This is a genomic window from Paenibacillus sp. 1A_MP2 (genome assembly GCF_052244825.1).
Taxonomy (GTDB): domain Bacteria; phylum Bacillota; class Bacilli; order Paenibacillales; family Paenibacillaceae; genus Paenibacillus; species Paenibacillus vandeheii.
Window position 1 is genome coordinate 4219192 of record NZ_JBQQCS010000001.1, and the last position, 16184, is coordinate 4235375.

The window sequence follows — 16184 nt, forward strand, 5'->3', positions numbered from 1 at the left end:
AACAGCCTTCCTCCCACTTCACAATCATATCCTCATCTTAGCGGCCAGAAAGGCTATACACCATGCACTATGTTAAACTCCATGGACATTTTTGCTGTAAAATTCCGAAGGACTCATACCTTCCGTTTGTTTAAATAACCTGCTGAAATAGAACTCGTCTGTGTAACCAAGGAACTGAGCCACTTCTTTGACCTTACTGTCGCCTTCCAAAAGAAGCTCTTTCGCTTTGTCCATTTTCAGCTTATTGAAGAATTCAATGATAGAATATCCTGTAATTTCTTTGAATGTTCTCGATAAATAGGGAGGCGACAACTGCACCAATTCCGATAGTTCAGTCAAAGTGACTTTACCATGCAGATGGTGATGCATATAATTGATGATCTTTTCCACTTTCACGGATGTTGCATAATTACGATGCCGCTTTTTAATATTTTGCGCAATTGCAATAATTAATTGCTGTAGTAACGTCTTGGCGATAAACTCATAACCGGGCAGTTTCGTGTTCCAGGTATCCGCCATTTGTTTAAATACCTCGTCCACTTGATAATAGTCCTTTAACTGCTGGACAGCGGGCAAAGGGAACATCTTCACATCCTTGTCATTCTGCTCGATTTGCACATAGCTGAAGTGTACGGACACAAAACTTATGGGATCATCAGAATCAATCACGATGAAGTGTGGAACATCAGGCTGAAGGTAAATGAGTATCCCTTCCTGAACGGTATGTTTTTTATTATTAACGGAAATCTCCGCTTTCCCGCCTGTAATAAGAATAAGCTCATGATGCTGAAGTGTCCGCACCCCTTTATTTGAAAATTTTCGCGGTTCATTCCTTTTCCTTGAATTGCAATACAAAATATGAAAATAAAGTTGCTCAATATTCATGATTCCCTCCACGCACCTATCTTTTTGACCCTCTGCCCATCATCTCTTCGGGTTCCCCGTTTAGGATTTCCAAAGAGTGGCACATTTAGTTGCAGGCAGCTGTGTTTGACGTTTTCTCAAGTGTTTGATTTAATCCTGTTTCTGACGAAGATAGACCTAAAAGAACAAAAAAACAAGCTGTCTCCAAAAAAATCATGGAGCGCAGCTTGTTTCCTGACCTCTTTATAATTAGTACCCATCTCCCTATAAAGTATCGGGCATAGAATTAGTTTAATTTGGTGAACAACCACTTTTGGGCATCTGTTCCGTTATCATTCCATTGCTGGACCGCGGCCCCATCCGCTGTTGAGGAGCTCGCAACATCTACCGCCAACCCATTCACCTTGGAAATAATTTTATAGTAACCGTTACCCGCATCCTGGATGCTCCACCTTTGGGCGTTAGAGCCATTATCATCCCATTGCTGGAGTTGTACGCCAGCTGATGCTGTTGAGTTGGGCACATCCAGAACTTTTCCACTATGAACAGCCGTGAGTTTATAGAAACCATCTCCTGTGCTATCGACTCTGAACGTCTGGTTGCTCGCACTGTAGTTGGTCCATTGTTGTACTTTTGCCCCGCTTGCTGTGGATACATCCACAATATCCAACACTTTACCGCTTGCCTTGGCACCGATTGTATAGAGGCCCCCGCTGACAATATTCGGTGTACTTGCTGCTGCTTGATATACACGCACATAATCCACAAGCATTTGTGATGGGAACGGTGTCGCATTATTAGGGCTGCCAGGCCAATTTCCACCTACAGCCATATTCAACAGGAGGAAAAACGGACGCTGGAACTCTTCCGTGTTTCCTGTTCCATTTTCGATGTAAAACTCATTAAATTGTTTACCGTCCACAAACCATCTAATATATTTGGAGTCCCATTCGATGCTGTACACATGAAATTGGGAAAAATCAAGATTTTCCGATATCTTTCCATAATCGGCATGCCCGTTGGCATCCCAATGCACGGTACCGTTTACAAAAGCATTGTTGTTGACCCGTTCCATAATGTCGATCTCTCCGCTCTTGGGCCAACCGACGGAATTAATGTTGCTTCCCAGCATCCAAAAAGCAGGCCAAAGTCCCTGACCCGACGGCAGCTTGATACGCGCTTCAACTTTACCGTAAGTAAAGTCTTTCAACCCCTGGGTTTTGATTCGTGCCGAAGTATAATTGCTGCCATTGTAATTTTCTTTGCGCGCGGTAATGACGAGATTTCCACCATTAACTTGCAGGTTCTCGGTACGATTCGTATAATACTGCAATTCATTATTTCCCCATCCGCCGCTGCCCGTACCAATCTCTGCAGACCAATTCGACGTATTCAGAGAGCTTCCATTGAATTCATCACTCCACACCAGATTCCAATTGGTCGCTGCATTTGTCGTCGTGCCAGGCAGTAAAGCGATCAGGAAACTGAACAGCACCAGCAGACTTACGATTTTTCTTTTCTTTAACAAACTTTTCCCTCCCCATATTAACGGACTGATACTGAACAGAGATACCCCGTTTTTCTCAATCCGTAACAACGTTTACATTAAATGTATTCTGTCTGCGACTCAATTATTTCTATCCAAGAACAGGATATACACTGGACAAGACAGTATTTTGAAGTATTCTAACAGGTCTGTGCGAATGAACGGTCCATACCTTATGGGCTTTAATATATTGGGGACATGGCAACTGATTCGCTCTCAATGTGAGGAAGGAGATAAGTGGCATGAGCAGGCAAGTGATTATTAATGCGGATGATTTTGGACTGTCGCCCGGCGTTAATCAGGGAATTATTCAAGCATATCAGGCTGGTGGAATTACGAGTACTTCGATGATGGTGAATATGCCGGGCCTCGAGGATGCATTGAGCTTAGCCCGCTCGTTGCCAGAACTCGGAGTCGGTTTACATTTCAACCTGACTTACGGGAGACCCGTGTCCGACCCAGCCATCGTGCCTTCTTTGGTGAAGCCTGACGGTTCTTTTCATCAAAGCCCAATTGGATTGAAGCGAGACATCGCTGATATCGCAAAAGAACTCGATGCTCAATGGAACGTTTTTGTTCAAGCATCTCGTTATCCTACACATCTCGATTCCCATCAGCTGCTGCATCAGAACGATCCGATAATGTTCCAAATCATGGCGGAGAAAGCTGTCCGGGAAAACATCCCCCTTCGGAGATCACAAATCCAGCATTCACCCCCTGCTATGCCAGTCCCCCGGATGACAGATACGATTCTGCTGGATACTTACGGAGATCAGGAGGGTTTGCAGCGACTGCTTTTACATTTATCTAGGCTCCCAGATGGTATCACCGAGATTGTATGTCATCCGGGATATGTAGACGATGCTCTTCGAGAGATTTCCAGCTGGCTGGACATCCGGGAGCATGAACTTGCAGTGTTTGTCGATCAGGCAATCCCCCGAACGCTACAGGCGCTGGGCATTGTACCGATAAACTATAAAGCGCTGAAGGACATACCTGATGAACGCTGCATACTACCACCAATACAAATTGAATCACCTCCCAAATCTTTAGAAAAAAAGGGCCTAGCCCTTTGCGGCAGCGGATATTGAAGCGGAAGCGTATGGCTAAGATACATCGCTTGTCCCAAAAACGAAGAAAGCTCCGTCGCAGTTCTTCAACCCGAAAACGAGTATAATCCATTGCAGAATCGCACAAAAAACAGGGAAATAACCAATACATATACCTATTGGTTATTTCCCTTAAATATTTCCTATTCCAGTTCTAATTTAAATACGACGGGTGAGCCGCTATGCACGTTCCTTGTCGTTATCGTCAAAGACTCTTCCGTCCTGCTCCATTCTGGTTCTTCGTCGAAGCCCAGCACCTGAATATTCCTGATCAGTCCATGAAAATGATGGGAATTCTCCTTTAGCGACCGGATATGAACAGTCCCGTTCTCCGGGTAGACCAGAACCGTCGCATAGAGAAAGCTTTCTTTTACGGTAAAGCGAATATCCTCACTTGTAAAAATCTTGGTCTCACCATCAGTAAACTGTCCTTCTTTCACCTCGGTCGGCCCTTCCCCATACGTCCGCCAGAACGTCGTGTCATAGATCGCCTCACCATTCACTTCCAGCCATTGACCTATGGCAAGCAGAATGTTCTTATCTTCATCGGGAACGGTGCCATCCGCTTTGGGTCCAATGTTTAATAGAAGACTGCCGTTTTTGCTTACAATATCGACGAGATCCCGGATAATCTCGACCGCAGACTTATAATCATTATTTTCTGTATAACACCATGAATTTTTGGCGACTGCTGTATCCGTTTGCCAGAAATACGGCTTGAGGTCAGCGAATTGTCCTCGTTCCACATCCGGTACGGCACAACCGAGCATAAATGCATCATGTTTATAGTTAATCGCCACCGGGATACCCCACTCTTCACCTTTGTTATAGTAGTAGGCGCTGAACTTTTTCAAGTAAGGTTTGAACGCAGCCGTCTGGATCCACCAGTCAAAATAAAAAACGCTTGGTTGGTATTCATCCACGAGTTCACAGCAACGAATCAACCAATCTTCCAGATATTCATCCGTTGGAGGTGAGCCATATAAGTCATGATGATCCGGCTCGGGCATAGCAGGCCAGTAGAAATCACCACGCCGGAGCGGTTCCTTGATATCCGAGTCAAACGCTTTGCCATGAGACATGAAGAACCAGTGCTCCGCCCGATGAGATGACACGCAAAGAACCAACCCCTGCTTCTCATATGCGGCCTTCATCTCCCCCAAAAGATCCCGTTTGGGTCCCATTTCAACTGTGTTATAGTGAGATATGGCGCTTTTGTACATTTGGAATCCGTCATGGTGCTCTGCGACTGGCATAACGTATCTGGCTCCTGCCTTTTTAAAAAGCGCAGCCCATTCGTCTGCATCAAAATTCTCTGCCCGAAACATCGGAATAAAATCTTTATATCCAAAATCCTTCGGAGGCCCGTAAACAGCAAGGTGATGTTCATGAGCTTTGGAGCCTTCCATATACATATTTCGCGAATACCATTCATTATCAAATGCAGGAACGGAATATAGTCCCCAGTGAATAAAAATACCAAATTTCGCGTTACGATACCACTCGGGAACCTGGATTGCACTCAGTGAATTCCAGTTGTCTTTAAATTTGCCTTCGTCAATGGTAGCTTCAATATGTTGCAAATATTCATTTTTGTCCATTATGCAATATCACCCTTCCGTTATCCTATTCACCTGTATTGTAGTGACTTGAGCCATAGATAGACATGAAGAGCATTAACTTTTAGATGGACAATATTAACCTTTGTAAGGAGATGAAGATTGTGAATGACAGGACATTGCTCACGAACCACTTATCGAATCTGCAGGTTGAATTGTTCATGGTCAACTATAATCGGTGCGAAACGGACTGGAAAGATCTCGATTACACACCTGATTACAGTAAGTTCTATTTTATCTGCGAAGGGGAAGGCTGGCTCAAGATTGGAAATCAGGAATATTACCCAACACCTGGCCAACTGTTTTTGATGCCCGAAGGAATAAGACAGTCTTACTCTGCCATCAGTGATCGTCCTTTTCTCAAATACTGGTGTCATTTCAGCGCCAAAGTCGGAGGCCTCAACCTGTTTCAAATTCTACGGCTCCCGCACTTTTGTGCGCCAGCTGATCCGAGACTGGTTCAGGAAACCTTTAATAGCATCCTTACTTATGCCAGATCGGGCGAGGTCTATGCTCACATGATGGCCAAAAGCAAGCTAATGGAGTTACTTTCCTATTATGTAATGAATCTGGATCTCAATCAGATTTCTTATGTAAATGCGCCTGTCATGGAGAAAATGTCTGCGATCCTGGCTTATATCGAATCCAACGTCGAACAGAATATTACGGTTCAGGATCTGGCTCAGATCGCTTATATGCACCCCAATTATTTTATTCGTTTCTTCAAGCAGCAGCTCGGGGTTCCACCCATCCACTATATAACTAGCAGAAAAATTGATAAAGCTAAGGAGCTCCTGACCTCTACATCAAACACGGTGACTGCCATAGCTGAATACCTCGGGTTTAGTGACTTGTATTATTTCTCGAGACAATTCAAAAAGCATACAGGGCTTAACCCGACAGAGTATCGCAGACAAACAACGATTATAACCTCTTGAGGAATTATGTAAGTTTTCACCTGTAAAGGTTCCGTAAAGGGAACTCCATTGTCATAACTCGCTACGTTCCCACCTCCTTGTAGTAGCAATGTTTTATATCAAACCATTTCAGCTGGAATCAGTATGTGCTGTTTATTGATGAGAGCAGCGGAACACCAAATTTAGCGATCCAAAGAGTATAGGCTCACTGGACGCAATATAAAAAGGCGATACAGAGAGATTTTTTCTCCGTATCGCCTTTTCTTTCCATGCCATCCACTATCTAAACAGCCTGTTAGAACTACTTCCCGCCGAGCTGGGGAACACTGCATTACTCTACTCTTGGTTGATCAAAATGGACAAAGCACTCTTGGACTCCAGTTGGAAACTTAACAGATCCTCTTCTTTTAGCTGAACCTGTACATTTCCTGTCTCTTCTCCGTCATTGAAAAGCACAACGGCAATCGAACCATCTGTATTTTTGAAGGCTACAGAACGAATGGATGCCTCATTGTAGGAAGAGTCAATACGTACCGCTTTGGGACGAATCAAGGCACTGAAATGAGCCAGAGCATAATAATCGAGAGTATACGTAAGCTCTTTAGTTTGCTGGTTGACCTTCACAATGCCACGACATGTACTTTTCCCGAAGCCAGGAACGGTAGGGCCGTTGTTCTCATCAAGTGCCATATTCCAGAGTACAAAAGATTTGCTGTAATTGCGAAGAATCTCAATACCTGTTCTGATTACATTGGAGAAGGCCTGTTCGAATGGAGGAATCCACTCCCCACCTGATCCTTCGGTGAAGTGTACCTCTTTACCGGCAAAGGCTTCATACACCTTCGTTTGAGCCGAGGCATCGCCCCCATACCAATGCCAAGCCACTCCATCTACCTCTTCTCCCGCCTCTTCAAGCACGGTTAGCGGGTAATCTGGACGATCCCAGTTGTGATCATAACAGAGGATTTTCGACTGAATATCATTTCTGACCAAAGCAGGCTTCAGATGATTCTTGATAAAGTCTGCTTGTGCTTCTGCTGGCATCAACATGCCGGGATAATGACCCGGTTCATAAAGTGCTTCATTCTGTGGTGTCACGGCATGGATAGGTAATCCATGCGAAGCATAGGCTTGGATATACTTCACAAAATACTCCGCATATGCCGGATACCACTCATTCTTTAATTGACCTGTAATCATGGAGCCGCTTGTTTTCATCCAGCCCGGGGCGCTCCATGGTGAAGCAAACAGCTTCAGGTCCGGATTCAACTCCAACGCCTTTTGGGTCAAAGGAATAACATCCGCTTCATCATGTGCAATGCTGAACCCGGAACATTCCGGGTCCGTTTGGTTTGCTGGCAGATCATTATAGCTGTACACCGTTCTCGCATAGTCTGAAGCTCCCATCGGATTACGAATGACCGACAATCCAATGCCTTCCTCGGGATGGAACAACCGGGTCATGACTTCAGCTCTCTGCTCTTCGCTTAAGATCTGGTTGATCAGATAGGCAGATGAATCGGTAAAAGAAGCCCCGAAACCATCCATCTCCTGATATGTTTGCTGATCATCCAGAAGGATTGTCGTTGTCTCCGAACCGGAGTCATGCGGTTGTAATTGATCTGGGGATACGGATACAAACAATGCATCTTCTCCCGTAGATTTGTACATTTTGAATTTCGTCATATGCTTTCCCTCCACAATCCTCTTATTGGATACCCAATTTCTCTTTATTCAGTTTCATCTTCTCACTACGTACCTTCACGATGTCATCCCAACGGTTATCACCCAAGAATGACTTGTAAGCGGCAAGTGCATTGTCAAACGAGGCATCATCCTTGGCACGTACCATGCTTACCAGTGTGGAGTTCCACTTGGCGTTGATCGCGGACAACGCACGTGCTTCAGGTGTTCCTTGATTCGGACTAATATTCTCGAGAATGAAGTGTGGTTTCAGCTTTCCTTTGCCCCACTCTTGCATTTGTTTAATAGCTTCCGGGAAAGCATCCGCACTCAGCGCTTTGTGACGGTCATGACCAAAGAACATGAATTCACCCATCCGGTATTCCTTCTTGAATTTGTCCGCATTGTGCAGCTGCAGGTCTTTCACAGCTGGCAGCAGCTCAACCGTACCATCTGCATTCTTTTGATACGTCTCGCCTTCAATACCATAGTTCATCAGAAGCTGACCTTCTTCACTAAGGAGATACGTATAAATTTGAATCGCTTTGGCCGGATCTTTGGCATCCTTGGAGATGAAGTTGATCATCCAGCCTGTAATACCGGATTGATTAAGTGTCGGTGCATTGCCCTTGGTGCTTTGTGGTCCATCAATGGCAACATACTCTTTGCCTTCATTGGCACTCAGATAAATTTGCAGATTTCCTCCCTGTTGAGGAGTTCCATCCAGCAGCATCGTTGCATATTTCCCGGATTTTACTTTTTCCTCAAAGGCCGTACCATCATCAGCAAAGCTGTCATCACTAATGTTTCCGTCTCTGTATACCTTATTTAACGTCTTCAGCCATGTAAGATAATCTTCATCCTGATTGCGATCGTAGAATTCTCCATTTGCAGTTTCAAGCGGCACGCCAATGAAATCCTGCAATACATCTCCGAGTGAACCTGTGCCTTCACCGATGGAGTTAAAACCAAATGGAATCAGCGTTGGGAACTTTTCCTTGATCTGTTTCATCACACTTTCGAATTCCTCTGGCGTTCCCATGACAGGACTTCCGATAGCTTCGTATACATCCTTACGGATGATAAATGCTGTTTTGGCCGGAATGTTACCGCTATCATAATCGGCTTGCGTATTGGAATAGTTTGGATAGCCATACGTCTTGCCATCAGCTAACTGGAACCAGTTCAGCGTGTCGGCAGCAGCTACCTTGTTAAAGTATGGATCATATTTCTCCGCAAGATCATTCAGCGGCATAGCCCAGGTTGCAGCTTTTTGCACCACCGGGGAGTTGGAGTCAAACACGGTCAGCAGGTCAGGCATGTCACCACCGGCAAAGAACGTGTTTAATTTCGTATCATCACCTGTAATGAATTTGATGTTGATGTTTAAGTCTTCTTTGATCTTCTTGGTCACAATGTCTTTGCCAAAATCCGTGTTCCACCAGTCCGCATTAACGTACCAGGTCAGGTCTGTAACCTCTTCCTTTTTATCCAGCTGCCAGGCTGGTTTTTCCGGATCGACGGTATAGCGATCTTCAATGGAAACCCAGTTCCCTTCGCTCGAACCCCCTGAACCACTACTACAGCCTGTAATCATAATCACTGCTGTCAGCAATGCCGCGCACAGTTTAACTCCTTTTTTGCCTGCTGCCTTATTCATTTTGAACATATTGTTTCCTCCTTAAAGTTAGGTGAGAAATATGGAATAGAGCGAATTTTTTAATGTACCTTGATGCACCTTGATGCACCTTGATGCACCTTACTCCTTGACCGCTCCCAGCATCATACCCGATATAAAGTACCTTTGAAGGACGGGATAGATCAGTATGATCGGCAGTGTGGTAATAACAATCGTGGCTAGTTGTACCCCTTTAGTCGTTGTTTCAATGACTGCCGAGCCGCCGATATTTTGCATCGATTGCGTCTGGGACTGAACGATAATTTCGTACAGCATCATTTGCAGCGGATACAGAGACTGATCGGTAATGTACAACTTGGTTGTCATAAAGTCATTCCACTGTCCCACCCCATTGAACAGTGCGATGGTCGCCATGGCTGGCATGGACAGCGGGATAAAGATTTTCAGGAAAATATGCCAATCCCCTGCACCATCAATTTTGGCTGACTCCTCCAGAGAGTCCGGGACATTCCGGAAGAAATTCATCAGAATGACGACATCATAAAAGCTGAACAATGCCGGAATAATGTACACCCAGAAGCTGTTGAGCAGGCCGAGTGATTTGATCAATAAATACGTTGGAATCATTCCGCCTGAGAAGAACATGGTGATAACACCCATGGCAACGTACAGTTTACGACCACGTATGTACTTTTTGCTCAGACCGTAGCCGACCATGGCACAGAAGAACACGTGTGTAACAACGCCGATGGTTGTTTTGGAAACCGAGATGAAGAACGCTTGCCAGATGTTCGAATCGTTGAACACGGCTCTGTAATTCTCCAGCGAGAACTCCGGTGACCAGAAGATGAACCCGCCTTCCGCCAAAGCTTTGCCTGAGCTAAAAGAAGAGATGATGACATTCCAGAGCGGGACTATAATAACAACAGTACAAATAACGAGCAAAATAATATTTAAGGTATCAAAGATCCGACTATCAAGATCTTCTTTAGCCGCCTTTCCATTCACACGGGATGCCCCCTTCTACAGCACAGATTGATTATCGTTTAATTTGCTTGTAATTTTGTTCGCGGTGACCAGTAGAATAACGGACACGATCGAGACGCCTAGACCAACCGCGGTAGCATACGAAAAGTCACCCTGTGACATCCCCATACGATATACATACGAATTGATAACTTCGGCCTTGTCACGGTTCTGCGAGTTCATCAGAACCAGCGTCTGGTCCAGATTGGAACCGAGTAAACCGCTTACAGTAAGAATCAGGTTAAGGCTAATAATGGACTTCATGTTGGGCAACGTAATATTCCAGATTTGTCTGAGACGGCTTGCACCATCAATTTTGGCTGCCTCATAATACGTAGGATCAATCTTCGACATAATCGCCAAATACAGAATCGTTCCCCAACCGGCCTCTTTCCAAATATCGGATAAGACTGCAATCCACCAATACTTCCCTGCATCCAGCAAAATGTTTTGCGGCTGCGAGATGACTCCCAAGCTGAGCAGTAGCTGATTAAATAATCCCGTTGTTGAGAACCAGGTGATTAACATACCGCCCAATACGATCCAGGACAGAAAATGAGGCAGATATGAAATCGTTTGCACAAACTTTTTGAAGCGTCCGCTGTTTAATTCATAGATCATGATTGCCAGAATAATCGGAATAACGAATCCAATACCCAATTTCAAAAAGCTAATCCCCAGCGTATTAACTACAGCATCCCAAAAGTATTTGTCTGACATAATAATTCTGAAATTTTCCAACCCGACCCAAGGTGCGCTTGACAGTGTATCAATGACGGTGTAATTTTTGAAGGCAATCGTCAATCCATAGATCGGAATGTAACAAAAAATAATCATAAAAATGATGCCGGGTATAATCATCGATTGAATTTCCCATTGTCTTCGGTAATCGATGACGAACTCTTTCATTCTTTGTCCGATCGGTTTCCTTCCTCCCGGCCTTACAGGCTTTTTACCGGTTGACGTCTCTACGGCTAATTTACTCACGCTCTTTTGCTCCCCTCCAACTTAAGCATTTCTTCATAAAAACGTTTTTATTTTTCGGCAAAAAAACCCCCTGATCTCAATTCTATCATTTAAAAAAGACCGGAAATGATTGAATACGTTAGGTTAAATAATCACTCCGGTCGATCTTCACATGACTTGAACCCCGTATAATAAGTTCACCCGCCAATTTTTGTGAAACTCCATGTTCCTTCTTCTTGATCATGCGAACCAGGTGGTTGATCGCCAGTATACCCTGCCTCGCAATCTGATTTCTTACGGTACTCAATGGCGGGGAAAAATATTGGGCAATATCAATATCATCGAAGCCTACTACACTTACATCCTGAGGAACCTCAAAGCCGTGCGACTTCAATGCATGGATGCAGCCAATTGCACTCACATCATTTCCTGCAAGAAAAGCATCAGGCAGCTTGGCAGGATGCAGATGAAGAAAAGATTTTACAGCACTGTAGGTGCCCTCTTCCTCAAAATACCCTTGTAGGATGTAATCATCATCCAGCGGAAGCTGGTATTCACGCAAAGCGGCCAGATATCCATCTCTACGCTGATTACTATCAAACATAGTGTCCACGCCGGAAATATAGGCGATTTTCTTGTGACCCAGTCCAATTAAATACTTGGTCGCTTCGTAACCCGCCACATAGGAGTCAAAAATGACGCTTCCCATCGTATCGCTCTGATAGACCCGATCCAAAAATACGGCCTTGATCTTGTCTTTCTCCATAGCGATAATATCCTGCTCATCAATTCGCAGCTCTTCGTAGATGATAACACCATCCACACGCCGTCCCAGAATATTACTCATAATGACCTGCTTATCCTTGGTCACAAATACATTCAGCCCGTAACCCAGACGATCGCATTCGCGAGACATGGATTCAACCAGCTTATAAAAATACGGACCCGACACACTTGTGGTGAAAAAGCCCAGCATTTTGGTTTGTCCGGACTTCAGCAGCTTGCCGTTCAGGTTGGGAACGTAGTTTAAACGCTCTGCTACCTTCAGGACATGCGATTTCGTCTCCGGGTTCAAGACATCCACGCCGTTCAAGGCGTTGGAAACCGTAGAAATGGATACACCGGCTTCCCTTGCAACATCTTTAATTGTAATCTTTCCCATAATATTTGTTCCTTTGCTATAAAAACGTTTTTATATATTTTAAATTAGCATAAAACCGTTTTCAATACAACACTTTTATGAATACATCCGATAAATCTGTTGCAACTGCTCTTCCAATCGATCAAAGCGTACAAAACGATCTGCTCGAATATATTCTTTTTGCTCTACAAACATGATCATTGTCGGGACTGTAAAAATTAAAAACCTCGACGCCACCTCTTCCACATGGTTCGCGTCGACGTGTCCCAGGTATACCATAGGGTACGCCTCAAGCAGTTCCCTGATTTTAGGAAGTAAGGCGTGACATACACTGCACTCCGGTCGAGATACGTACAAAAAAACCAATTCATTTTGTTGAAGAAACTCGTCTACCATTTCTATGGATGTTAACTCACTGTGTTTTTTCATAGTGGACTCCCTTCCGCTGTTGGCGGTTTTAGCTAAGCTATAGTTTATCATGCATGTTTATCCGGTACAAAATGTGTACGTATCTAAATTTAAACATTTTCTTTCAAATACAGCCTGCCTGAATTACAATAAAATGGAAGATCACCCCAAATGAAAAGAGGTTATTCAATGAAAAAATCAGTTCTATTTCTGTTCACTGCCCTGATTGTCGTGTCCTCCTTCTCCGCTTATGCACCGTGTCGGATGCCGCTGGCGATATTGGAGTCAGCCTGCAATCCGATCGGCAACAAGGCACGGTAAAATAAACAATACACACTTTTCCAAAAACACTCTTTCAAAAAAAGATGTTGCACAGAAACAGCAGGCGACCAGTTCGGATAACTTCCGGAGTTGGTCGCCTGCTGTTATTGTTCTTTTCATCGATTCTTACGTCCAGTCTCTCTTGCGAAGATAGGATTCGAATACAAATGTTCCAAAAGGCAACAAGCCGGCTACCAATCCCATGAACCAGCGTGAAGCTTTCCATTTCTTCACAACAGCCAAATGCACAAGTGCAATCAGATATAGCGGAAAAAGAATGCCGTGAATCATGCCCATAATGGTTACCGGGGAAGATATATCGGCAAAATATTTTAGCGGCATGGCTATAAAAATCAACAGCAGCAACGATACCCCTTCCCATATGCCTGCAATTCTGAATCGACCTGTCACTGTCTTCACCTGTTCTATCTCACCTTTCCAGCGGTTAGTTTGTGAAATATGTAACTTGTTACAAGATACTTCAAGTTGAAGCTGCATCGTATGTAATGATGCAGCTTCTTGAAACTTCTTGTTCAGTATACCGCATGGTTCCGGTTCAAAAATGCTTCAATTTTGAATAATTGATGACTGAACTACCCGTGAGTGAGATATTGACTTTTAAATTCAAAAATCGCATCAACAGCGCAATGATAACCGCCTGATTTTTGAAAGGACTCCCTGATATTTGCAGCAGCTGTCTTGAAAGCAGAGACGTTTAACACTTGATCTACCGCTTCACGCAGCTGACGGGCAGTCAACGTTTGCATAGATAAACGGATGCCGGCTCCCCTACTGGCCACCTGCTCAGCAATGATCGGCTGATCCGCGCTTTGAGGAAGTATAATTAGGGGAACCCCGAAATATAGTGCTTCATTCGTACTGTTCATCCCGCCGTGTGTAATGAATAATTTTTCAGACTGCAACACATCCATTTGTGGAACATAACGTTTAACGATGAAATTTCCCGGGATTGCTCCCAAATCAGCCATTGGTGTTTTCTCCCTACAGACATGACAATGGTATCATTGGTATTCCCAAAGACTTCAAAACAAAGCTTATAGAAATCAAGGGCTTGGTTAAAAATTGTACCCAGTGAGATGTAAATCGGTCTTTTCCCTTTAATTGCTGCCAGGTCGAATTCTTCATGCGTTAATCGCGAAAAGATGGATGGTCCTACAAATTGATACGTGTGGTCAAATGCTTCTCCATCAGGCTGGAATTCCCTTGTTGTATATACGATGGTAAGCGGTGCGGGATTGCAAAACACTTCGTAGGGAGAAGGAAGCTCCACTTCATATTTTTCCTGTAACCTGATCGTCAAGCTATGGAATTTATCATTTATAGGTTGGACGATTTCCGGAGGAACGTTGAAGTGAAATTGTTGCATCAAATGATTGAATGATTCTTCGGTCTGTGCAAATGAAGTACATGAATTAATTGCAGGAAGCTTCAAAATTTGCGCAAGCAAGCGTCCGCAGCCAAACATGGAATCATGGATAATGTAGTCAAAATGTTCACCCTTGATCTGTTCAAGCACGCTCGGAATGACGATATCTGCCGTAAGCAAAAGACCGTTAACCCGTTCAAGCAAATAATCTCTGCCACCTGAAATAAAGGCTTTAATGAATTTTTGATCGTCAAAGGTTCGGACTATAGCACCCGTCTTCTCCATACGTTCCCGATACGCTTCTATCGTAAAGTACACAACCTCTTCTCCGTATGAAACCAGCTCTTGCACTACCCCGATCGTTGGATTGACATGTCCCTCTGATCCACCATTAATGAATAATACCCGCGCCATTTCGACCACTCCTTCGGTATACTGCTGTTCTCCTGAACATTGTAAAAATTTGCAAACGAGTACGTCCTTTCCCCCGCATTTAGGTAGTTGAACGCTCAATCAGCTGAAATTCCAGCTGCTGAGCCTGTAACTCCTGCTTGCCAAGGACGGCCCATAATCGATGAAAGGCCTGCGTAGCCTGTTCTGCAATCGGATTATGTATAGTTGTTATCCCAAGAACCCGGGACAGCTCAATGTCATCGAAACCAACAATGGCAAGTTGTTCGGGAACCCGTATATTCTTTTTGCGTGCCTCAGACCAAATTCCAATCGCTGCATAATCATTCGAACATAACACGGCTTGAGGAAGTTCTGGCCGACTCGCCATTCTTCGCATCGCTTCTTCTCCATCAGATGAGCTAAACACTGAATATTGATAGGCTTCACGCCATACAGGCAGACCCTTATCTGCCATAAATGATTCATAGGCTAACCGCCGGCTCTGGGTATTCAGGCTTTCTGCTCTGCCAAAGGCATTCGCAATACGTGTATACCCTTTGGAAACCAAATGCTCAAGTGCCAGCCTGTAGCCATGCGCCTGATCCATGGCCACTGACGGAATTTCGTCATTTCCCATCCGCTGCCAGGATACAATCGGACCATATTCGCAATAGGCTTTCAGCTTGTCGGGATGATTGACACAGGTCATAATTACGAGTCCATCCACCCGTTTACTCCGCAGATCCTCGAACGCCTGCAATTCAATTTCCTTATCTCCACGCGAAGTATAAATCAAGGTCTGAAATCCATAATCCATCGCGGTATCAATGAATTGATTCATGAACGTAAGAATAATCTCGTTGGTTGCGGATGTGACAATCCCAATTTGTTTCGTCTGTCCGGTGGATAACGAAACGGCATTTCGATTCGGTATATAGTTGAGCTGTTTCATGATTTCCGTTATTTTCTGCCGGGCCTCGTCACTCACATGCGGTGAATGATTAATCACTCTGGACACCGTAGCCTTCGAGTAGCCAGACTGCTTCATAATTTCATCGAACTTGGACACATGAAGTCTCCTTTCTTGCTGACTTTCTATGATGAATTACAGTTTGCCTCAAAATATATAAAAAGTAAAACTTGACGTGTAACCCGTTCCAACGTT

14 protein-coding genes and 1 pseudogene are annotated in these 16184 nt (G+C 44.3%); 3 read left to right on the forward strand and 12 right to left on the reverse strand.

What is annotated here, in order from left to right; genetic code table 11:
• Positions 1 to 72 precede the first annotated feature (72 nt).
• The gene (locus tag ACTWJ7_RS20630; RefSeq protein WP_079344364.1) at positions 73 to 885 is read right to left on the reverse strand and encodes an AraC family transcriptional regulator; all 813 of its coding nucleotides are present in this window, start codon (positions 883 to 885) and stop codon (positions 73 to 75) included.
• A 265-nt stretch (positions 886 to 1150) separates the two neighbouring features.
• Positions 1151 to 2392: an RICIN domain-containing protein gene (locus ACTWJ7_RS20635; RefSeq protein ID WP_301878796.1), complete on the reverse strand. Its 1242-nt coding sequence runs from the start codon at positions 2390 to 2392 to the stop codon at positions 1151 to 1153.
• Between the two features lie 260 nt (positions 2393 to 2652).
• On the opposite strand from ACTWJ7_RS20635, the gene ACTWJ7_RS20640 reads away from it, so the two are divergent.
• Positions 2653 to 3501, forward strand: a complete 849-nt coding sequence (locus ACTWJ7_RS20640; RefSeq protein ID WP_443145832.1) for a carbohydrate deacetylase — start codon at positions 2653 to 2655, stop codon at positions 3499 to 3501.
• A 161-nt stretch (positions 3502 to 3662) separates the two neighbouring features.
• On the opposite strand, the gene ACTWJ7_RS20645 is transcribed toward ACTWJ7_RS20640, so the two are convergent.
• Positions 3663 to 5120, reverse strand: coding sequence for an alpha-L-fucosidase (locus tag ACTWJ7_RS20645; protein ID WP_079344361.1), 1458 nt, complete (start codon positions 5118 to 5120; stop codon positions 3663 to 3665).
• 113 nt (positions 5121 to 5233) lie between these two features.
• Between ACTWJ7_RS20645 and ACTWJ7_RS20650 the strand changes: the two genes are divergently transcribed.
• Positions 5234 to 6076 carry an AraC family transcriptional regulator gene (locus tag ACTWJ7_RS20650; protein ID WP_301879537.1) on the forward strand — a complete coding sequence of 281 codons (843 nt, stop codon included), beginning with the start codon at positions 5234 to 5236 and terminating at the stop codon, positions 6074 to 6076.
• Positions 6077 to 6391: 315 nt separating this feature from the next.
• Here ACTWJ7_RS20650 and ACTWJ7_RS20655 read toward each other — a convergent pair whose 3' ends face one another.
• From ACTWJ7_RS20655 to ACTWJ7_RS20680, 6 genes are all read right to left on the reverse strand, one after another.
• Positions 6392 to 7741 carry a glycoside hydrolase family 30 protein gene (locus ACTWJ7_RS20655; protein WP_079344356.1) on the reverse strand — a complete coding sequence of 450 codons (1350 nt, stop codon included), beginning with the start codon at positions 7739 to 7741 and terminating at the stop codon, positions 6392 to 6394.
• 22 nt (positions 7742 to 7763) lie between these two features.
• A complete protein-coding gene (locus ACTWJ7_RS20660) occupies positions 7764 to 9407 on the reverse strand; it encodes a sugar ABC transporter substrate-binding protein (protein WP_079344355.1) in 1644 nt (547 codons plus the stop codon).
• A gap of 90 nt (positions 9408 to 9497) precedes the next feature.
• Positions 9498 to 10385, reverse strand: coding sequence for a carbohydrate ABC transporter permease (locus ACTWJ7_RS20665; RefSeq protein WP_079344354.1), 888 nt, complete (start codon positions 10383 to 10385; stop codon positions 9498 to 9500).
• 15 nt (positions 10386 to 10400) lie between these two features.
• Complete coding sequence (locus ACTWJ7_RS20670) at positions 10401 to 11390, reverse strand: ABC transporter permease subunit (protein ID WP_024628363.1); 990 nt, start codon at positions 11388 to 11390, stop codon at positions 10401 to 10403.
• A 118-nt stretch (positions 11391 to 11508) separates the two neighbouring features.
• On the reverse strand, positions 11509 to 12531 hold the full coding sequence (locus tag ACTWJ7_RS20675) for a LacI family DNA-binding transcriptional regulator (protein WP_079344353.1): 1023 nt from the start codon (positions 12529 to 12531) through the stop codon (positions 11509 to 11511).
• A gap of 75 nt (positions 12532 to 12606) precedes the next feature.
• Positions 12607 to 12939, reverse strand: coding sequence for a thioredoxin family protein (locus ACTWJ7_RS20680; protein ID WP_301878799.1), 333 nt, complete (start codon positions 12937 to 12939; stop codon positions 12607 to 12609).
• Between the two features lie 168 nt (positions 12940 to 13107).
• On the opposite strand from ACTWJ7_RS20680, the gene ACTWJ7_RS20685 reads away from it, so the two are divergent.
• Positions 13108 to 13239, forward strand: coding sequence for a hypothetical protein (locus tag ACTWJ7_RS20685; protein WP_443145833.1), 132 nt, complete (start codon positions 13108 to 13110; stop codon positions 13237 to 13239).
• 126 nt (positions 13240 to 13365) lie between these two features.
• Here the strand turns inward: ACTWJ7_RS20685 and ACTWJ7_RS20690 are convergent, their stop codons facing one another.
• From ACTWJ7_RS20690 to ACTWJ7_RS20700, 3 genes and pseudogenes are all read right to left on the reverse strand, one after another.
• Positions 13366 to 13659: a DUF3817 domain-containing protein gene (locus ACTWJ7_RS20690; protein WP_301878800.1), complete on the reverse strand. Its 294-nt coding sequence runs from the start codon at positions 13657 to 13659 to the stop codon at positions 13366 to 13368.
• A 173-nt stretch (positions 13660 to 13832) separates the two neighbouring features.
• A pseudogene (locus tag ACTWJ7_RS20695) lies at positions 13833 to 15040 on the reverse strand (macrolide family glycosyltransferase).
• A gap of 79 nt (positions 15041 to 15119) precedes the next feature.
• On the reverse strand, positions 15120 to 16088 hold the full coding sequence (locus tag ACTWJ7_RS20700) for a LacI family DNA-binding transcriptional regulator (RefSeq protein ID WP_079344350.1): 969 nt from the start codon (positions 16086 to 16088) through the stop codon (positions 15120 to 15122).
• Between the last annotated feature and the right edge of the window lie 96 nt (positions 16089 to 16184).